14 protein-coding genes are annotated in these 20,399 nt (G+C 61.8%); 1 reads left to right on the forward strand and 13 read right to left on the reverse strand.

What is annotated here, in order from left to right; genetic code table 11:
• The 13 genes from urtA to cbiE form a co-directional block, all read right to left on the reverse strand.
• Nucleotides 1-1,325, reverse strand: a 1,325-nt coding sequence (urtA, locus tag QN377_RS19310; RefSeq protein WP_323567651.1) for an urea ABC transporter substrate-binding protein, incomplete at its 3' end; no start/stop codon positions are given.
• A 224-nt stretch (nt 1,326-1,549) separates the two neighbouring features.
• Nucleotides 1,550-2,560 (reverse strand): FecCD family ABC transporter permease, encoded by a 1,011-nt coding sequence (locus QN377_RS19315; RefSeq protein WP_095017658.1) that lies wholly within the window; start codon nt 2,558-2,560, stop codon nt 1,550-1,552.
• Entirely contained in the window at nt 2,557-3,507 is a 951-nt protein-coding gene (locus tag QN377_RS19320) for an ABC transporter substrate-binding protein (RefSeq protein ID WP_095001009.1), read from the reverse strand. The genes QN377_RS19315 and QN377_RS19320 overlap by 4 nt, the downstream gene beginning before the upstream one ends.
• Nucleotides 3,504-4,292 (reverse strand): ABC transporter ATP-binding protein, encoded by a 789-nt coding sequence (locus QN377_RS19325; protein WP_095001010.1) that lies wholly within the window; start codon nt 4,290-4,292, stop codon nt 3,504-3,506. The genes QN377_RS19320 and QN377_RS19325 overlap by 4 nt, the downstream gene beginning before the upstream one ends.
• Before the next feature lie 83 nt (nt 4,293-4,375).
• Nucleotides 4,376-6,502 carry a TonB-dependent receptor gene (locus tag QN377_RS19330; RefSeq protein WP_095017657.1) on the reverse strand — a complete coding sequence of 709 codons (2,127 nt, stop codon included), beginning with the start codon at nt 6,500-6,502 and terminating at the stop codon, nt 4,376-4,378.
• A 165-nt stretch (nt 6,503-6,667) separates the two neighbouring features.
• Nucleotides 6,668-8,044, reverse strand: coding sequence for a PepSY-associated TM helix domain-containing protein (locus QN377_RS19335; RefSeq protein WP_095017656.1), 1,377 nt, complete (start codon nt 8,042-8,044; stop codon nt 6,668-6,670).
• A 159-nt stretch (nt 8,045-8,203) separates the two neighbouring features.
• The gene (locus QN377_RS19340) at nt 8,204-10,261 is read right to left on the reverse strand and encodes a TonB-dependent copper receptor (protein ID WP_095017655.1); all 2,058 of its coding nucleotides are present in this window, start codon (nt 10,259-10,261) and stop codon (nt 8,204-8,206) included.
• Nucleotides 10,262-10,362: 101 nt separating this feature from the next.
• Nucleotides 10,363-10,728 (reverse strand): DUF2946 domain-containing protein, encoded by a 366-nt coding sequence (locus QN377_RS19345; protein ID WP_095017654.1) that lies wholly within the window; start codon nt 10,726-10,728, stop codon nt 10,363-10,365.
• 48 nt (nt 10,729-10,776) lie between these two features.
• Nucleotides 10,777-11,271: a copper chaperone PCu(A)C gene (locus QN377_RS19350; protein WP_322214048.1), complete on the reverse strand. Its 495-nt coding sequence runs from the start codon at nt 11,269-11,271 to the stop codon at nt 10,777-10,779.
• 48 nt (nt 11,272-11,319) lie between these two features.
• Nucleotides 11,320-11,718: a DUF2946 domain-containing protein gene (locus QN377_RS19355; protein WP_095017652.1), complete on the reverse strand. Its 399-nt coding sequence runs from the start codon at nt 11,716-11,718 to the stop codon at nt 11,320-11,322.
• A 232-nt stretch (nt 11,719-11,950) separates the two neighbouring features.
• A complete protein-coding gene (locus QN377_RS19360) occupies nt 11,951-12,682 on the reverse strand; it encodes a cobalt-precorrin-6A reductase (protein WP_095017651.1) in 732 nt (243 codons plus the stop codon).
• Nucleotides 12,679-13,776 (reverse strand): cobalt-precorrin-5B (C(1))-methyltransferase, encoded by a 1,098-nt coding sequence (locus QN377_RS19365; RefSeq protein WP_095025273.1) that lies wholly within the window; start codon nt 13,774-13,776, stop codon nt 12,679-12,681. Before QN377_RS19365 ends, QN377_RS19360 begins: the two co-directional genes overlap by 4 nt.
• Nucleotides 13,769-14,980 (reverse strand): precorrin-6y C5,15-methyltransferase (decarboxylating) subunit CbiE, encoded by a 1,212-nt coding sequence (gene cbiE / locus QN377_RS19370; protein ID WP_095017649.1) that lies wholly within the window; start codon nt 14,978-14,980, stop codon nt 13,769-13,771. Before cbiE ends, QN377_RS19365 begins: the two co-directional genes overlap by 8 nt.
• Nucleotides 14,981-15,168: 188 nt before the next feature.
• Between cbiE and QN377_RS19375 the strand changes: the two genes are divergently transcribed.
• A complete protein-coding gene (locus QN377_RS19375; protein WP_322214049.1) occupies nt 15,169-20,388 on the forward strand; it encodes a dermonecrotic toxin domain-containing protein in 5,220 nt (1,739 codons plus the stop codon).
• Nucleotides 20,389-20,399: the final 11 nt, after the last annotated feature.

Raw genomic sequence — 20,399 nt, forward strand, 5'->3', positions numbered from 1 at the left:
AGATGTGTATAAGAGACAGAGTCAAACCGTGTTGACTGCATCGCGAGCAAGCCCGCTCCCACAAAAGCACAACGCGCGTAATCCGGCTTCTTGTCATTGCCCGGGATGTAAGGGCTCCACGGCTGGGCGCGGATCGGCCCTTCGGTCTGCCATACCACGCTGAACTGCCCGTCCGGCTGGATCTCGCCGATCATTACCGGCTTGTGCAGGTGATGGTTGGTCTTGTCCATGGTCAGGGTGTAGCCCGAAGGCGCGGCAAAGGTCTGGCCCGCCAGGGCTTCGCGCACCTTGTCGACATCGGTGGACTTGGCTTTTTCGGCCGCCTGGGCCCACATGTGAATGCCCACGTAGGTGGCTTCCATCGGGTCGTTGGTCACGGCCTTGTCGGCGCCCGGCAGGTTGTGTTTTTTGGCGTAGGCTTTCCAGTCAGCCACGAATTTGGCGTTGACCGGGTTCTCTACCGACTGGAAGTAGTTCCACGCCGCCAGGTTACCCACCAGCGGTTTGGTGTCGATGCCGCGCAGCTCCTCTTCACCCACCGAGAACGCGATCACCGGCACGTCGGTCGCTTTCAGGCCCTGGTTGGCCAGCTCTTTATAGAAGGGCACGTTGGAGTCACCGTTGACCGTGGAGATCACCGCTGTCTTGCCGCCCGCCGAGAACTTTTTGATATTGGCCACGATGGTCTGGTAGTCGCTGTGGCCAAACGGGGTGTAGACCTCTTCGATGTCCTTGTCGGCCACGCCTTTGGAATGCAGGAATGCGCGCAGGATCTTGTTGGTGGTGCGCGGGTACACGTAGTCGGTGCCCAGCAGCACAAAACGTTTGGCGCTGCCGCCGTCTTCGCTCATCAGGTATTCCACCGCTGGAATCGCTTGCTGGTTCGGCGCAGCGCCGGTGTAGAAGACGTTGGGCGACATCTCTTCGCCTTCGTATTGCACCGGGTAGAACAGCAGGCCGTTGAGTTCTTCAAACACCGGCAGTACCGATTTGCGCGACACCGATGTCCAGCAGCCGAACACCACCGCAACCTTGTCCTGAGTCAGCAACTGGCGGCCCTTTTCGGCAAACAGTGGCCAGTTGGAGGCCGGGTCGACCACTACGGGTTCGAGCATCTTGCCGTTGACACCGCCCTTGGCGTTGATCTCGTCAATGGTCATCAGGGCCATGTCTTTGAGCGAGGTTTCGGAGATCGCCATGGTTCCGGACAACGAATGCAAAATCCCTACTTTGATGGTCTCGGCGGCTTGCACCGTCCAGGTCATGCCCATGGCTGCGATGGAGGCGCTCAGGGTGAAAGCCTTGATCAAGCTACGACGCTTCATGGTGCGATCTCCAGGTCTCTGATTTTTTAGTGATGAATTCAATGACTGGAGAGGTCTTTAGCAAAGGCTGTGCCTATACCTGAAAAGGGCTCTGGAACAGTATTTTGCGCGAAGAGTGGGCGCGACGACGCACCCGTTTGGTGCCGCCGGGAAGGGGTGGTGCGGGGTTGTGCTTCACCTTGGTGCTTTGCGGGTTTGACTCACTACCGCCCTGTCAGGCGGTGTTAGCGTTTGCGCATCAACCCGATAAAAAACAGCCCGCCAATCGCCGCCGTGGCCACGCCTATGGGCAGGTCTTCGGGGGCGATCAGGGTGCGTGCCGCCACGTCGACCCAGACCAGGAACACACTGCCCAGCAAGGCGGATACCGGCAGCAGACGTCGATGCTCCGCGCCCACCAGGCGGCGGGCGATATGCGGAATCATCAGCCCGACAAAACCAATGGAGCCACTGATGGCCACCAGCACGCCGGTCATCAGCGAGGCGATCAAAAATACCCGCAGGCGCACATTGCGCGCATTCAAGCCCAGGGTCACGGCGGTTTGTTCGCCGGCCATCAGGGCATTCAGCGGGCGTGCCATACCCAGCAGCAACACCAGCCCCAGCAGCACGCTGGCGCTGGGGATGGCCAGCAGCTCCCAGCGCGCCAGTCCCAGCCCGCCGAGCATCCAGAACAGCACCGCGGAACTGGCCCGGTGGTCGCCCAGAAACAGCAGGGTATTGGCCACGGCCATCATCACAAAGGATACGGCCACGCCGCACAGCAGCAAACGGTCGCTGTCGAGCCGGCCGTGTCGGCTGGCGATGGCCAGTACCAGAGCCATGCTCAACAGCGCCCCGATAAATGCGGCAATGGGCAGGGTCAGCAGCCCGACGATTTCGCCCACATGCAGCACCACAATCACCGCACCCAGCGTGGCGCCGCTGGTCACACCCAGCAGGTGCGGGTCGGCCAGGGGGTTGCGGGTCACGGCCTGCAACACCGCGCCGATCAGTGCCAGCCCTGCGCCCACCAGCGCCCCCAGCAACATGCGCGGCACGCGGATCAGCCACACGATATGTTCCTGGCCCGCGCTCCAGTTAACGTCGCCGATGCCAAACAGCTTGTGCAGCAGAATCTGCCACACCACGTCCACTGGCACCCGCGCCGGGCCAAAACCCAGCGAAACCACACACGACACCAGCAGCAATGCGCCAAGACCAGTGAGCAACAGGGCGTAGCGGCTGGCTATCATTGCGGGTGAAAGCCTTTAGCCAGGGTTTCGATGGCGAGCACATTGTCGATGCCCGGCGTGGCCTGCACATAAGGGATAACGATAAAGCGCTTGTTACGGATCGCGTCTACCGATTGCAGCGCCGGGTTGGTTTCCAGGAAGCGTTGTTTCTGCTCGGCGGTGACCTCGCTGTAATCAACGATCACGATGACTTCGGGGTTGCGCTCGACCACGGTTTCCCAATTGATACGGGTCCAGCTGGCGTCGATATCGCTGAGGATATCGTTGCCACCGGCGGCTTCGATCAATGCGTGGGGGATACCCAGTTTGCCCGAAGTCATGGCCCGGTCTTCACCGCTGTCATACAGGAAAACCCGGGGCTTCGAGGTGGGCAGGGTGTTTTGGACGTCTGCAATTTTTGCCTGCATCTGGGCGATCAACGCACTGGCGCGATCCTGCACGTCGAAGATCCTGCCCAGGTTGCGCAGGTCGTTATAGGTGTCTTCCATGCTGGCGGGCGGGCGCTTCATCACAAATGCGCAGGACTCGGTCAGCTCATACACATTGATGCCCAGCGGGGTCAGGGTTTGCGGCGTGAGGTCGCCGCCCACGCGCATGCCGTAGTCCCAGCCGGCGAAGAAGAAATCGACGTTGGCATTGAGCAGGGTTTCCACTGACGGGTATTTGCTCGCCAGTTCCGGCAGACCGTCGAGGATCACTTTCATCTGCGGGGTCACGGCCTTCCACCCGCTGATCCCGCTGTAGCCGGCCATGTGTGGCTTGAGACCGAGGGCGAGCATCATCTGGGTCATGTTGATGTCATGGCTGACCGCGTGTTTGGGGGCCTGGTCGAAGGTCACGTCGCGATTGCAACTCTTGATAGTCAGCGGGTACTGCGTGGCCTCGGCAAAGGCCAGGGGCGAGGCGAGCACTGCGCCCAGGCAGAGGGCGAAACGAATCAGGTTCATGCGTGGGTTATCCAGGTTATGCGCGGGTAGCCGGACAGCGGATGGTCGTCGATCAGGGCCGCCACGCCAAACACGTCGCGCAACAGCTCCACAGTCAAGACTTCACGGGGCGTGCCGCTGGCGATGATCTTGCCGTGGTCAATGACGTACAGCCGGTCACAAAAGGCAGCGGCCAGATTGAGGTCGTGGATGCTGGCCAGGGTGCCGATGTTCAGGCGCTTGACCAGTTGCAGCAACTCCAGCTGATAGCGCGGGTCGAGGTGATTGGTGGGCTCGTCGAGGATCAGCAGTTCGGGTTGCTGGGTCAGGGCACGGGCCAGGATCACCCGTTGTTTTTCGCCGCCCGAGAGGGTAGCGAAAGCGTGGTCTTCAAAACCCTGCAGGCCGACGGATGCGAGGGCGTTTGTGGCCAGTTGGCGATCAGCTTGGGTGTCGCCATCGAACAGGCCTTTGTGCGGGGTACGGCCCATGGCGACCACTTCATCGACGGTCAGGCCGAAAGTGTCGGGGAATTCTTGCAACACCACGGCGATGCGTTGCGCGCACCAGCGGGGTGATTGCTGCCAGAGATTGTGGCGGTCGAGCTGGACAGTGCCCGATTGCGGCTTGCTGAAACGGTAGGCGCAGCGCAACAGGCTGGTCTTGCCGCTGCCGTTGGGCCCGATCAGCCCCACAAACTCACCCGCCGCGACATGCAGGTTGGCATCACGCAGCTGGAACTGGTGATGGCAATGGCCGTGGCCCAGAGGGCTCCAGGCGAGCTGGGTGAGGGTGAGGCGGGTCATAAAAGTCCGGTTGTTCTTTAAAGTCAAAAGCCCCTCCCCCTAGCCCTCTCCCTCCGGGAGAGGGTTGGGGTGAGGGCCAGCGGTTAAAAGGTGTAATCAGCCGTCACGAAAAACGAACGCGGTTCGCCCATGATCCATTGCTGGCCGCCATTGTATTGGGTTACGGCGTACTGGCGGTCGAACAAATTGTTCAAACGCAAACCCAGGGTGGTTTTGGGCATCGCTTTCCAGCTCACGCTGGCGTCTACCACGGTGTAGCTCGGCAGCTCGACGTTGTTGGCCATGTCGGCATAACGCGAGTCGACATAGCGCACGCCGGCACCGGCACTTACATCATCGTTGATGGCCTTGCTCAACCACAGATTGGCGGTACGACGGGGTACGTCGGTGGGACGGTTGCCTTTGCGCGATACGCCTTCATCGTCGAACTTGTCGTACTGCGCGCGCACCACCGAGGCGTTGGCTTGCAACGCCCAGCGCTGCGGCAGTTGCAGGTCAAGGCTGGCTTCCAGGCCGCTGGAGGACTGCTCGCCCACTTGCAGCGTATTGCCCGGGATATTCGGGTCGGAGGTCAGCAGGTCTTTTTTGACGATGTGATAGGCCGCCAGGGTCCATTCGCCGCGCTGATCCCAGAACATCTGCTTGAAGCCGATTTCGGTCTGGCGCGCATGGGCCAGCTCGAAGTTTTGCTGCTTTTCGCTCAGGCTGATCAAGCCGCCCACGCCATCAACGCTGGTGGCTTGCTGGGCATAGATCGACATGTCCGGTGTCAGTTCGTATACCAACCCGACTTTCCAGCTGTTGGCCGACAGGCTGCGGTCAGTTCGAGTGGCGTCGCCATTGACCGCGAAGTCATCGCGGTCCAGATGCACGATATCGCGGCGCACCCCGGTGACCAGCGACAGTTGATCGCTCAGCTCGGTGCGGTTTTCGGCAAACAGCGAAACCTGTTGCGTGGTGGTGGTGTATTGATCGCGGTACGGCGAGTCACTTTCAAATTCGCCACGATCCGGGTGGTACAGGTCAATCGGCTGACCGTTTTCATTCACGTCTTTATACGGCGAGTTGCTGTGCAGGTTGAAGTGGATGCGGTTGTAATCCGCGCCCACCAGGGTTCTGCTTTCAAGGCCGAACAGGTCATGGTTGAGGGTGAAGGTCTGGCGGTCGCCGACCTGTTCCTGCTCGTGCTTGATGCTGAAGTAGCCGCTGCGCAGCAAGGTCTGCTGGCTTTCACTCCAGGCGTGGTTTTCGGCGTTCTGCCAGCGGCGTTGAGCCTTGAGGTAATACAGTTCGTTACTGGCGCTCAGGTCGTCGTTGATCTGCCATTCAGTATTGAGGCGCGTCCACTGGTCGTTGTAATGCAGTTTTGCATCACGCACGTTGTAGTTCTTGTCCCGCAGGCTCTCGTGATACCGGCCATTGATCAGCGGTACGCCGAAATCGTTTTGCGGCTCCTGATCGCCATAGTCGTGGCTCAGGGTAAACGCCAGGTCATCGCTGGCCTGCCAGCGCAGAGCGGCGCTGACAAAGGTGTTTTCGGAGTCGCCGTGGTCGATCCAGCCATTGCTCTGGACGTGGTTGATATTCAACCGATAGCTCAGGGTATCGGTCAGCGAGCCGCCGCTGTCGAGTGCCTGCTGGCGGGTGTCGTACGAGCCGTAGCCCACACGGACATGGTTTTCTATGGCACCGGAGAAGGGTTTTTTCGGGATTACGTTAATCACTGCGCCGGTAGCGCCTTCGCCATACAGCACCGAGGCCGGGCCGCGCAGCACGTCGATGCGTTCCACCGACCAGTCGTCCACCGGGAAGGTCACGGTACCCGCGCCGCTGTACATGCGTACGCCGTCATAGAGCTGCATCACCGAGCCTTCGCCGACAAAACCCCGGGCCGAATAGGCGGAGCCGCCGTTACCCGGTGTGCCGGTGTTGCTGATGCCGGTCGTGCGGGTCACGGCGTCCTGCACGCTGCGGTCGCCACGGGCGCGGATTTGCGCGCCGGTCAGGCTTTCAACGCTGGCAGGCGTTTCGAGACCGGTAAGGTTCAGGCGTGAGCCGGCGCTGGTGGCGGTCTTGAGGTCGATGCTTTCAATCTCGACTTCAGGCGCGGTAACGCTCGCGGCAGGCAGCATCAGAGAGGGGGCGGCGTCATCGGCCTGGGCGCTGTTCAGCGCCAGCAGGCAGAGACTGGACAAAAAGTACTTGTTCATCAGGGCAGTGAGTCGCTTATTTCAGAGGGTGTCCCCGCTGCCTCCTGGCGGCGGGTGATGGAGCTTAAATGGTTTTGTTATACAGTAACACTTATTTCGCGCATGATATTGGCGTGCCATTATAGGGGTGGCTCTGCAATGCGCCTCTCGGATGGTTCATGCTGGTTATGAAAGGCGCTCATCCGGCCGTAGTTTGCGCACCATCAGCCATAACCGGTCGAGCCCCCACACTGCGATCAACGAGGCGCCCACCAGCGGGAACGCGATAGCCAGAGCGAGCATGATGGCAACGCCGGCCTTCCAGGTCGGCAGGTCGTGACGCAGCGGCGGAACCCCCAAACCGCCTTGCGGGCGACGCTTCCACCAGATCACCAGGCCGCTTACGGAACTGAGCAGGATCATCAGGCACACCAGCAGCATCACGATCTGGTTGAGCGGGCCGAACAGCTTGCCTTCGTGCAGCATCACGCCCATTTCGGTGGCGCGGGCGACATTGCTGTAATGCTGCCAACGCACGTCGGCCAGTACCGTGCCGGTGTATTGATCGACATGCAGGGTGGCGTCGTTACGCGGGTCGTCGGCGAATACGGCAATGGTGAATACGCCGGTGGCGGTGGTCGGCAGGGTGATGCTGTAGCCGGCCTCGACCTGGCGGGCCGTGGCGGTGTCGACCACCGCTTGCAGGGTGATGCCGGGGGCGGCGGGGCCTGAGGTGTGCGCGGCGTGGGCCATATGTTCGGCGTGGGCGCCGGAGACCGGCATCGGTGTGTTTTCCATTGCCCAGGGCACGGTCTGGCGATTGGCGGTATTGAGGCTGCGGGCCTCGATATCAGACTTCGGCACGTCGTTCCACATGGCTACCGGGAAACGGTTCCACAGGTCGGCATATTGCTTGCCCCAGAAGCCGGTCCAGGTCATGCCGCTGATCAACATGAACAGCAGCAAGGCGGCCCCCCAGAACCCTGTGACAACGTGAAGGTCGCGCCATAGCACGCGCCCGCGCCTGCTCAGGCGCGGCCATAGAATTCCGGCAGCCGATTGCCCCCGCGGCCACCACAGGAACAGGCCGGACACCACCAGCACCACGCCCCAGCCAGCGGCCAGTTCCACCAGCCGGTCGCCGAGGGTGCCGATCATCAATTCGCCGTGCAGGGCGCGCGCCACGGCTTGCAGGTTGAGCTTGGCATCCTGCTCGCCCAGCACCTGGCCGGTGTAGGGGTTGATAAACACATTGAGCTCGTGCCCGCCGTTGTGAACCACGAACTGGCCGCTGCGTTGCGGATTGATCGGCGGCAGGTACTGGCTGATATGGCCCTGTGGATAAGTGGCCTGCACACGGCTGAGTTGCTCATCGGCGCTGAGGCTGTGATGGGCCGGGGTGACGTTGAGCAGATGGTCGTACAGCAGTGGATCAAGCTGGGGTTTGAACAGGTAAATGATCCCGGTCAGAGCCAGCAGGATCATAAGCGGGGCGACAAACAACCCGGCGTAGAAATGCCAGCGCCAGGCCAGGTTGTAGAAAGACGGTGTTGGTCGGCTCATGTGAGCGGCTCCGCAAGGTTGAAATTGTTGTCGTCAGCAAAGACCCTCACCCTAGCCCTCTCCCAGAGGGAGAGGGGACTGACCGCTGCGGGTTCAAGCACGGCGCAAATCAGCTCCCTCTCCCTCCGGGAGAGGGTTGGGGTGAGGGCTGGCGGTTTGTCAGAAACTCACATCCACCTTGGTCCACAGCGTGCGGCCCGGTTCATTGATGGCGCGCGGGTCATTGGCCGGGTAGCCGTAACCGGCGTTGCCCGCCATGTTCAGGTGCTCGCTGTAGTTTTTGTCCAGCAGGTTGTCGACCCCGGCGCTGACCTTGAGGTTTTTGTTGATGCGGTATGCACCGTTCAACGAGAACACGCCAAAGCCGGCACTTTTGCCAAAATCCTTGCCGACCACATTGCCCGCGTTGCGGTCTATGCGGTCCTGGCGCGCCACGACGCGCCACAGGGCGCCGGCACTCCAGTCGTCTTCGCTGTAGGTCAGGCCCAGGCGGGTGTCCAGCGGCGGCATTTGCGGCAGGGCCTTGCCATCGCTGGTGTTCTTGCCCCAGGCGTAGGCCAGGGTGGCGTCGGCTTTCCAGTTTGACGTCAACTGATACGCCGCGCCCAACTCGCCGCCCATGACCCGGGCGTTGATGTTTTGCGCTTGGGATGAGCCCTTGGCATAGTCGAACAGGATGTAGTCGCGAATCTCGCCGGCGTACACCGAGGCCCAGGCCTCCAGGGTGTCGGTCTTGTATTGCAGGCCCGCATCGAGCTGCGTGGTTTTCTCGGGCTTGATGGCGTCGAATGCATTCACCGAACCGGTCGGGCCGGAGCTCGGCGAAAACAGCTCCCAGTAATCGGGGAAGCGCTGAGTGTGGCCCAGCCCGGCGTACAGGGTGGTCGGGCTGTCGCTCAGGTCATGCTCGTAACGCACAAAACCGCTGGGCAGGGTGTCGGCGCGGGTCTTGTCCAGGGTCGGGTTGGGCTTGCTCATCATCCCCGAGCCGAGTCGGGCGCGGTAATCCTTGGCGGATGCGCGGTCAAGACGAGCACCGGTAATCAGCCGGTCGCGCTCGGCGGCGTACCAGGTCAACTCGCCAAAGGCGCCGTAGTTGTGGAAATCGGCGTCCTTGCTCCAGTTCTGGTCCTTGTAGGTATCGATGCCCATGCCCATGCGTTTGCGGTGTTCGTTGGTCTGCGCATCGATGCCGCTGATTAGCTGGTAATCGGCCCAGCGCCAGGTGGCCTTGATCCGCGCACCGAGGGTGCGGCGGTCGACGTTGGACGCCATCGGCCCTGCCATCATGCCGGTGCCCGACGGGGTACGCAGTGTGTAGTTGTCCATCACATGGTCGGCGTAGTTGTAGTAGACCTGGGCTTCGATCTTGTCGAGAACGTCGCCGATATTGGACTTTTCAAAGCGCAGTCCCAGGCTTTCGCGCTTGTACTGGCTGCCGTCCATGCCGCGTCCGGCCGAGCGCGCTTCACCGTCGCCCTTGCCGGCGGTGAGTTCCAGCAGGGTGTCGGCGTCCGGGGTCCAGCCCAGGGCAATGTCGCCGTTCCATTTGTCGTAACGCGACGGCACGGTGTCGCCGTTGCCGTCCTTGTAGTCATCGGCATGGGCGGTGTTGCCGATGACCCGCACATAGCCCAGCGGGCCACCGGCGGCGGCATCGATGGTTTTGTCGAAGCGCCCGTTGGAACCCGCCAGCAGGCTGGCATTGACCCGTGTGCCCAGTTCGCCGAAGTGCTCGGGCTCGCGTTCGAAGAGGATGGTGCCCGCCGAGGCGCCCGGGCCCCAGAGCACGGTTTGCGGGCCTTTGATCACCGTGAGCTGGTCGTAGGTTTCCGGCGAGATGTAGGAGGTGGGTGCGTCCATGCGCCCGGGACAGGCGCCGAGCATCATGCCGCCGTTGGTAAGGATATTCAGGCGCGAGCCGAACATGCCGCGCAGCACCGGGTCGCCATTGGTGCCGCCGTTGCGGATCAGGGCGAAGCCGGGGATGGTCTTGAGGTAGTCGCCGCCGTCACTGGCAGGCACGGGCTGGCGCGGGTCCTTGGGGTTGGTGACGATGGTCAGCGGTGAGCTGGGGGCGATGGCGGTGATCACCAGCGGGCTCAGCTCATTGCTGTGCCCGGCATGTTCGTCGGCCACAGCGGTGGTTGCCAGAATCGCACAGCACAGGGTGCTGAGGGTAAAGGGCAAACGGGAGGCAGCAGTAAAGCGGGACATAGACATTCCAATAGTCAGACGAATACAACTCGGCCACGCACCTGCGACTGTCTGAAACAGTGCATGCAGGTCGGCCAGATGATGTGTTGTGGTGTCGGTCGCTAGAGGACGGCGGGGGGAGCGCGGGAGCGTGCACCCGGGAAGACCGGTTGCCGGGCGTGGCCCAGTCGGGGATTGGCGGCCAGGTAACTACGGGGTTCTGGTGAGTTATAGAGGGTCAGGCCCGGGGTGCCGGGCAAGGCCGGGCAACTGAACAGCAGGGTGCAGTAGCCGCACTTTTCCCAGATGGCATGGTGGTCGGCTGAAGGCTGTTCATGTTCGGCGTGCGCAGACATGTCCATGCTCATATCCATCGACATGGGCATGGAGGCGTGATGATCCATCGGCATCGCCTGGGAAATCAGCGGGCCGATAAAAATCATCAACATGGCAAACAGGCTCAGCCAACTGCCGCGAATATGCGACATGGAGTGCCTGGCGCGAGGTTCGCGCACGGGGATCAGCAACCTTGGCCGTTAGTGGGCGTGCATGTGTTCCATGCTGTCTTCAGGTGCCTGCTTCTGCACATTGACCTCAACCGGCACGGCGCCGGCTTTTTCAAAATGCAGGGTCAGCGGGAAGTGCTTGCCGTCCTGCAGCAGGCTGCGGTCCTTGAGACCGAACATCATCACGTGGTACGCCATGGGTGCAAAGGTGACGGTGCCGCCGGGCGGCACTTCGACGCTGTCCACGGGCAGCATCTTCATCAAGTCGCCTTCCATGATGTGCTGGTGCAGTTCGGCCTTATCGGCAATCGGCGTGTCGACGCTGACCAGGCGATCGGCCGTGCTGCCGGTGTTGTGAATGATGAAATACGCGGCCACGGTGGGCGCATTGGGCGGCAGCTCCTGGGACCACGGGTGGGCGATTTCGAGGTCGCCGCTTTTGTATTCGTGGGCGTTGGCAAAACAGGCAGGCAGCAACACAGCCGCCGCAATCACGACGTGCTTGAACAGGGAAAGGTTCAACATGGCAATTCTCCGGAATGATTCAAAACGCAAAGGGGTTGCGAGGAAGAATCAGACCAGGGGCGATGCGCGGGGGTTGAGGCTCGGCCATTGCTGTCGCGGGGTGGGGCGCTTGAGGTGATCCGGGACCAGGCTGTGGCCCCGCTCGATGGCGGCAAAGTAGAGCTTGGGAATATGCGCGGGCAGCGCCATCACCGGCGCGGCGCCCGAGCAGCACCAGCAATGCTGCATGGTGGAATGATCGTCATGCTGGTTGTCGGCGGGCTCGAAAGTGCCCAGCGATACGGCGACCATCTTGGTGCCGGTGGAGGAGCAGAAGCTGCTCCACATGAACTGCTCGGTGGGCCCTCGCTCAACGGATTGGGTCGCCCCGGCCATCGACATGGCGAGCATGTTGAACAGCACTGCAAAGCAGGCGATCCAGGCAAATGCAAACCGTTGTCGGGACATGACGAATTCCGTGAGTGGAGCGATCAAGGGGCTATTTAGCCTGAATGCTCGGCGTAAGTAAAAAGTGCGGGTGTGGCGAAGTGTCGCGCAAGTATAGCGGATGCGGGTTTTGTGCTCCTCCTCGGGCCAATCTGTGGGAGCGGGCTTGCTCGCGATAGCATCTGCTGGTTTTACCAAGCAGACCGCGTCGTTTGCATCGCAGGCAAGCCTGCTCCCACCGGTTGGGTGCTGTTCATAACAAATAACGTTCCTGCGCCAACGCATCCAGCACGTCCTTGGCCGTCAAAAACTCCCGATCCACCTGCGCCAGCGTCGGCCGCTTGAGGATCAACACCGGCACTGCGCGCTCGCGGGCAACTTGCAGCTTGGGTTCGGTGGCGCTGCTGCCGCTGTTTTTGCTGATCAATACGTCGATGCGCCGTTGTGCAAACAACAGGCGTTCGTCATCGATGAGGAACGGCCCGCGTGCGCCAATCACGTCGCAGCGTGCAGTGCCGGGGTAAGCGTCGAGGGCGCGCAGGGTCCAGAACTGCTCTGGCGGAATTTCGTGCAGGTGCTCCAGCGGCTCACGGCCCAAGGTGAACAAGGGGCGCTGGAAGGTGGCGAGCGCTTCGATCAATTCGCTCCAATCTGCCACTTCACGCCAGTCATCGCCCGTCTGCGCCACCCAGGCCGGGCGGCGCAGCGCCCAGCACGGGATGCCACTGGCAGCAGCAGCGAGGGCCGCGTTATGGCTGATTTTCGCCGCGTAGGGGTGGGTGGCGTCCAGCAGGATGTCGATGCGCTGTTCGCGGATGTACTGCGCCAAACCTTCAGCGCCGCCATATCCGCCCACCCGTACCTCGCAGGTCAGGTCCGTCGGTACCCGGCCAACCCCGGCCAGGCTGTAGACATGCTGCGGGCCCAGGGTACGGGCAATGGCCAGCGCCTCGGTGACGCCGCCCAATAACAAAATACGTTTCATGCAAAGGCTCCGGCGTGACCGACAATCCCGCCCTGGCGGTCGATGGCAAACACTTCGACCTGTACCTGGGCCGGCACCACGCTGCGGGCAAAGTCCAGAGCGTGCTGGCACACCGCATCGCCCAACGCGATACCGGCCGCACTGGCCATCGCCAGGGCTTGCTGGCTGGTGTTGGCCTGGCGGATGGCCTCCTGGAGTGGATGGTCGGCCCCGATATCCGCTGCCCATTGGGCCAGTTGCGGCAGGTCGATGCTGGAATGGCGACTGTGCAGGTCCATATGCCCGGCGGCCAGTTTGCTGATCTTGCCGAAACCGCCGCAAATGCTCAGTTTATCCACAGGCACTTTGCGCAGATGCTTGAGCACTGCGCCGACAAAGTCGCCCATTTCGATCAGGGCGATTTCCGGCAAGTTGTAGACCCGGCGCATGGTGTCTTCGCTGGCATTGCCGGTGCAGGCGGCAATGTGCAGGTAACCGTTAGTCTTGGCGACGTCTATGCCCTGGTGGATAGAGGCGATATAAGCCGCGCAGGAAAACGGCCGCACGATGCCGCTGGTGCCCAGGATCGACAGCCCGCCGAGAATCCCCAGGCGCGGGTTCATGGTTTTCAGGGCCAGGGCTTCGCCGTCCTGTACGTTGACAGTCACTTCAAAGCCACCGCCGTAACCCAGTTCGGTGGCAAGTTGCTGCAGGTGCTCGGTGATCATTTTGCGTGGCACAGGATTGATCGCCGGCTCGCCCACGTTCAATACCAGACCCGGGCGGGTTACGGTGCCGACACCTTGCCCGGCAACAAAGCCAATGCCCGGTTCCGGTCGCAAGCGCACCCGTGAATAGAGCAGTGCGCCGTGGGTCACGTCGGGATCGTCGCCGGCGTCCTTGATGGTGCCCGCTTCGGCGCCGTCTTGCCACAGACGGCAGAACTCCAGGCGCATTTGCACCTGTTTACCCTTGGGCAAAGTGATTTGCACGGCGTCGTTACACACGCCGCCCAGCAGCAGGCGGGCAGCGGCCAGGCTGGTGGCGGTGGCGCAGCTGCCGGTGGTCAGGCCGCTGCGCAGGGGGGCGGGTTGTTCGGCAGTTTCGTCACGCATCGAGAGGCTTGGTCATGTCCAGAAGGGTAATCGGCAACGCCTGACGCCAGGTGTCGAATTCACCCAGGGGCTGGGCCTGGGCAATATGGATGCGGGTCAGTTCGCCGCCGTGGCGCTCGCGCCAGCTCATCAGCAGCATTTCGCTTTGCAGGGTGACGGCATTGGCCACCAGCCGCCCGCCGGGCTTGAGTCGCTGCCAGCAGGTGTCGAGCACGCCTTCGCGGGTTACGCCGCCACCGATAAAAATCGCGTCCGGGGGCTCCAGACCGTCAAGAGCCTGGGGTGCCTTGCCGCGAATCAGTTGCAGGCCGGGCACACCAAGGGTATCGCGGTTACGTTCGATCAGTTGCTGGCGGCCTTCGTCGGCTTCAATCGCCAAGGTGCGGCAACTCGGCCAGGTACGCATCCACTCGATGCCGATCGAACCGCTGCCCGCGCCTACGTCCCACAGCAATTGGCCTGGCAGTGGCGCGAGGCGGGCGAGGGTTACGGCGCGCACATCGCGCTTGGTCAACTGGCCATCATGCTCGAACGCGCTGTCGGGCAGCCCACCGATACGTGACAGCGGCCGGGCGCTGGCGTCGGCCAGGCAATCGATGGCGACCAGGTTAAGCGCCGCGACGGGCGGGTCACTCCAGTCGCAGGCGCGGGTGTCGATCCTGCGTTCAGCCTGGCCGCCCAGGTGTTCCAGCACCGTCATGCGGCTGGGACCAAATCCCTGCGCGCTCAGCAGACGGGCGATGATGGACGGGCTGCTGCCATCGTTGCTCAGTACCAGCAGACGTACACCGCTGTGCAGGTGGGCATTGAGGGCGACGACGGGGCGTGCCACTACCGACAGCGTGACTACGTCCTGCAGGGCCCAGCCCATGCGTGCTGCGGCCAGGGAAAAGGACGATGGCGCTGGCAGCACCTGCATTTCATCCCGCGCTACCCGTCGCGCCAGGCTGGCGCCGACACCAAACAGCATGGGGTCGCCGCTGGCCAGTACGCAGGTCGGCGTGTTGCGCAGGGCCAGCACTGGGGCCAGTGAAAACGGGCTCGGCCAGGTCTGGCGCTCTGCGCGAATGCAGGCGGGCAGCAGGTCGAGCTGGCGCTGGCTGCCGATTACGCGGGTCGCGCCCAACAAGGCGCGGCGCGCATTTTTGCCCAGCCCGGCAAAACCGTCCTCACCGATTCCCACAACTGTTAGCCAGGGCGACATGCCGATCCTCTTGATAAACGCCGGGTTGTTCCTCCGCTACCGGGCGAAGGCCCTGCGGATACAGGTGCGCATGATAACGCGCCTTGCCCTGCACCAGAGTTCATCTTTACAGGTGGTAGCCGGTTAATGCCGTTGTACCGGAGATTCGGGCCAAGATTTGCCTTCCGTGGGTTCTGAGGCAGTCGCCAGTGACAGATGATCAGCTTGAGCCGGATGACTGGCTCGCCGCCATGCAAACAGGGTATCTGGACAACCTGGCGCGGCTCGATGCCGCGGGGCAACTCACGGCGCAAGAGTTTATCTGTCTGCAGCAGGTCATTGCGGTGCAACCGCAGCATGTCTATGCCCTTGAGCTTGGCGCGGACAACGGCCCGGCCGCCGATCTTGCCGGCCATTTCATCGTAACCCGGGCAGACAGCAACCCGCCGGGCGCATTCCTGTATTCCCCTCTCGGTGGATTGGAGCGCATCGCCAATTCAACCGCGCTGCGCATAACCCTCAAGCGGCGTCTGGCCGACCCGCTGGTACGTGACACCTTGCTGCGCTTTATGCCGATCGAGGTGCGTGAAGACCTGAAAAAACTGCGCTCCCTGAGGATCAGGCGGTGCTTGATTGAAGGTCGGGTATTTGAGCATCGCACACGCTCGTTGCAGGATCTGCGTTTGCACAACCTTGAGTTGTTGAGGGCGCGCCTGCTCGATCTTCCGTCCCTGCGCGGGGTGCTCAATGCACAGCTCACGCTGGCCCTGGAGCTCGAGTTCCAGGGGTTGGGCCTGTCTGCTCAGACGCTGCAGGTCAACAGCTATGCGATGGCGACGGCTGGCAGCCAGCCACCGTTGTCGAGCATGAGCCTTCTGGATCTGGCACTGGCGTACCTGGGCAAAGGCGAGTGGCCGGGCAATCACATCCGCGAGTATCTGAGCTCGACCGTAGCCTTCGATGCAGCTCAAGCACGATCACCCACGCTGGATGTGCGCATGTACCAGTTGGTCAGGGAAATTGTCGGGGGCATTCAGGCCGTGATGCAGCAGCAACTCGAAGCCTGGTGGTATCTGGACATAAAAGGGTTGAGCCTGAGGGTGCTGGCTGTTCACTTTATGGGCGACCGGTTTTTCAATGAGTTGTTACAGGCTCGTCACGAGGGGCGGATTGATCCCGTGCAGTTCGATGCACTGCTGGCTGTGGGGCGCTCGCGCCTGAATGATGATCGATATCCCCATGGGCAATGGCGGCCCGCCCGCCTGTCATTGCTGGGGCAGGGGGGCGCCAGGGTAGAACTGGCCGGGCTGTTCAGTGTGTATGTACCGGTCTCCACTCCCGAGCTGTTTTTGTTCAGCGAACAGGCTGCACTTGAGCGCTTTGACAATGACGAGACGCTCAAGGGCCAGGTGCTCGCACGGCTCAAGGAGCCCCGCGACAGAGACAACCTGCTCGGTCATGTGTCACGGGATCAGCGGCCGGTATTGCGCCTTATGCTTGACCCGGTCCTGAGTGTCGAGACCATCGAGGGTGATCTGTTCGAAAACCGTGTGCGCTCCATCATCGACAAGCAGGCGCGGGATTTTACCTTTCTGCTCGGTGCCATACGTGGCAAGGACTGTAATGTGAATGCCGTGGTGGATCACGGGCTGGATGTGCGTGCGCTGCTCGACCCACGCTTGACGGAGCCCAACCAGCAAGGGCGCTGGAGTACCCGGCTGGCGCTTGATGGCCCGGCGACAGCTGCGGCTACGGCAGGTGACAGCGCTACGTTACCGTTGATCCAAAGCAAACTGCAGGTGCTCAACGGGCAGGTAGCCCTGATGCTGCTGGGCCGGCCCGAACTCAGGGGCTTTGCCCACCGGCGGCTCAAGCAGCATCTGGCGTCGCCTGGTTTGAGCCATTTGATCCCCGGGGATCTGGTGCTGCGCATTTATGGCACCGCGACCTTGCGCAAGCAGTTGGAGCCGTTGCGGGTTGTCCCGCTGGTCGATGCGTTGCTGGATCGGGTCACAGGCTGGAGTCCGCTCCCGGTCGATGGCGCGCGAATACGTCTTGGCGTGCAAAAAAACAGCCCGGACATCAAGCCGATCCATTACCCCGATGGCGCAGCCGTCCTGGCCTTGCTCGACCGCGCTTCTGTGGGCCTCGTTGCGCAATTCATGCAGCAACTGCACGGGTTTTACTATATGGGGATGGCCGCATTGGCGGGTTCGACCGTGATTAGCCGACTGGCCCGGTTCCGGGGCTCGGCGCTGCGTTACGAGGCATTCGTCAGGCAGATGGACGGGCGCCTGGACAGTAACGGGAGTGCCATTGTCAGGGCTGTGCTGGAGCATTCGACCTACCTTGCACGACGGGCGCTCAACGGGTTTATCCCCGATGTCTGCGAGCTGGCGTTAACCCTGCCCGGCAGACGCCCAAGCATCACGCTGCGCAACTGCCTTGTGATGACCGGGCGCGGTGGCACTGACAGCGTCAACTCCGGGCAAGCCGTCTTGTGGACGGCAGCCTGGAGCCTGGAATGTTTCGATTCACTGGCATCATGCCTTGAGACCTTGCAGGCCCGCTTGCGGGATCGTGTTGAACAATGGCATCTGTTGCGCTGTATCAGCTTGCGTGAGCGCGAAAGGGTGCAGGCCGCCGTTGATGTGAAATGGACTGCCAGCGTGATCGACACCGACTGGCTTGAAACCTGCCAGCGCCGGGAGACAGAAAAACACCTCAGTGATATCGGCTTCCTGCTGGAGCGAGGTGTGGTGCAGCAGGTGTCGGCACCGGAACTGGTCAACCAGGTGGATTGCTACTGGTCGGAGCAGGCGCAGTTCAATGTTGACGCAACGCTCGCCGCCGCCCGCCAATGGCAGTTCCGTGAGGGTTTGCCTGAGTGGCTCAAGCACGCTGCGGCCAGTGACCAGCAAGCCTACGGTCGAATCCTGCTGCGAATTCAACAGGCCGGGAGCGAGGGGTATTCGCAAGACGTGCCCGAGCTGCTCGACTATGCCCGCGAGCGGTTGTTGGCACGCTTGAGGGCTGACTTTCCGGGCGTGGCAATTGACCCGGACAAGGTCGAAATCAGCGTGGTGCAATACAGCGGACCGGCTGGCGGAGAGATCGCCGGAGGCGCGGCAGTCTCCAGGCTGAGGCGATCGCTGACGTACTTTGCCCTGAGTCATTTTTTCAATGTGCACTCTGGCGTGCGCAGCTATCGCTCACTGGGCGAAGAACCTTTGCCTGCGGGGCTGGATGACCACTATGTGAGTGAGCTGGTGCGTTCGCTGGATCTTGGCGAAAGCTATCAGGCCCTGCTGGTCGAAAAACTCACCCCGGGCCATGAGGGTGCTGCACGGCGTCAGGGCTTGTTCTGTCAGCAGCTGCCTGCGCAGGTGCTCGAATACGCGCTGCAAGCCCGAATCAAGGGCGCATTGAGCCAGACGGCCCATGATTTCGTTGAGCATGTACTGAACAGCCCGGACGCCAAAGCCCGCGAATGCTTCAAGGGCATCGAGCTGGTTGTGCGGCCACTGGCTTTTCGCGCCGTAACCGGTCGTCATCCCGACCGGGCGCAGGGCATGTACCTGATTGGTCCGGCTGCTCTGGATAGCGGGCCGCAGGTGTTGTATGTGCTCTACGGCAAGGGGCCTGCGCTTCGAGAGTACAGCAGCCAGTCCGATTTTCTGCATCGGTTGCACGGTTCTGGAGCCTTGCAGGACGAGGTGCTGGAGCGGCTGGAACCCCGGGTTCGTAAAATTTATGAATATGGGGGATTTCGCGAGCCGCATATCGGCTATGTCGATCCGACCTTGAGCTCGCCGCAGGTGGCCAATCCTCCCGCCAGCCTCGATCCCGGCCAGTTGACCGGTAACTGCCTGAACAGGTTGTACGTCGACACCCTCAACGTGCGGCTGGCCCTGGCTCGTACCCAGGCCCGCAGCGCAGCGCAGGCGGACTGGGCTTCCCTTGTGTATCTGCTGTCGCTGCTGGCGGACACTGCTTTGCTGATTCTGCCGGGCAAGCTGAGTGTGCCCTTGATGATCTGGCAGGCCCAGACCAGTGCACAGTCAGCTGCTCAGGCCGTGGCAGATGATCGCTGGGGGCAGGCCGTGTTTGATTTTGCCACGGCGTTGTTGATGATCGCGGGTAGCCATGGCGCACTGAGGCGCACAACCGGGGAACCTCACGTCGTTGCTGCCTTCGAGGCCCCTCTGGAGACCATGACCCGTGAACAGCAGGCCAGCTTGCGGCCCTATGCGGCCAATCATGTGTCGTTGGATAATCTGCATGAAGACACTGGCTCCGGGTTGTTTACTGACCCCGAGTCAGGCCACCGCTTTATCGTTCTGGACGGGCAGGTGTTTCAAGTCGCAGCCTGGCAGGATCGATGGCGTATTCATATTGGTGAAGACCGCGATGGCCCTCTGGTCAAACGCAGCCCCCATCAGCGCTGGGTACTCGATCTCAAGGAACCGTTGCCAGGCGGTGGTCAGGCACTGGGCACGCGGTCGGGTACATCGGGGAGCGTTTCGTTTGGCCGGGAGCACACAGTTACGGTCCTGGGCATGCCTGCCATCGAACGTCTGCAGCCACGCAAGGCCCAGGTGATTCGGGAGGCGCACGAACAGGCTATTCGCTATCTGACTGATTGCAGGGAGCATCTGCAATCAGTCGGCTCCGCCAGCCAGCTGAATGCCCAGACCCGGCGCTTTCTTGCCAGGGTGTTCAGTGTGAGCCAAGTCGACGACCCCTTGCTCGACAAGCTCAAACGCATCGTCGACAAACTGCTGACGGCCCTGCAATCCACCGAGTTTTCACCACAGCATTCCAGCCGCTACGGCTTGTACTCACCGCCCAACCCGCGAGAAGTGGCGCGGGTTTCTTCGCTGGGCAGCGTGATCAAACGCAAGACCGTGCTTTTTTCTCAGGGTTACTTCGCCTCGGCCGACGAGATTTTCAGCCTGTCAGTGATGGGGGTGGACGGCCGCGAGTTCGACCGGGTCAAGCATTCGACGGCCACCATTCTGCTCCATGAATTCAGCCACCTGGTCATGGGCACCATTGATATCAATTATCTGGGTGTAAGCCATCCCTTCGAAGAGTTGCTGGTTCCCGAGCGTGACTGGGATGGTCAGATACGTACGCTTAAAAGGCAGATGCAGGATCACCGTTATCGTCAACTGACCACCGAAATTCGCAAGGCAGATCTTTTCAAGGAGAAGTACAGCAACCGGCGCAGTTACCTGCCCCTCCCTTTCAAGCTGGCACACAGCTTGATCCACAAGACTCGCAGCAAAAACATCGAAGAGGTGCGTGACCGGTTTTTCAGTGACCCGGTGTTTCGCGAGAGGGTGATCCTGATGAATGCCGACTCTCAGACGTTGTTGATTACCTGGCTCGGGTACTTCAAACCGGCAACTGTCGCTGTCGTTTGATCCCCCGGAAA

Origin of the sequence: Pseudomonas sp. CCC4.1 (genome assembly GCF_035019225.1) — a bacterium.
Classification (GTDB): domain Bacteria; phylum Pseudomonadota; class Gammaproteobacteria; order Pseudomonadales; family Pseudomonadaceae; genus Aquipseudomonas; species Aquipseudomonas bubulae.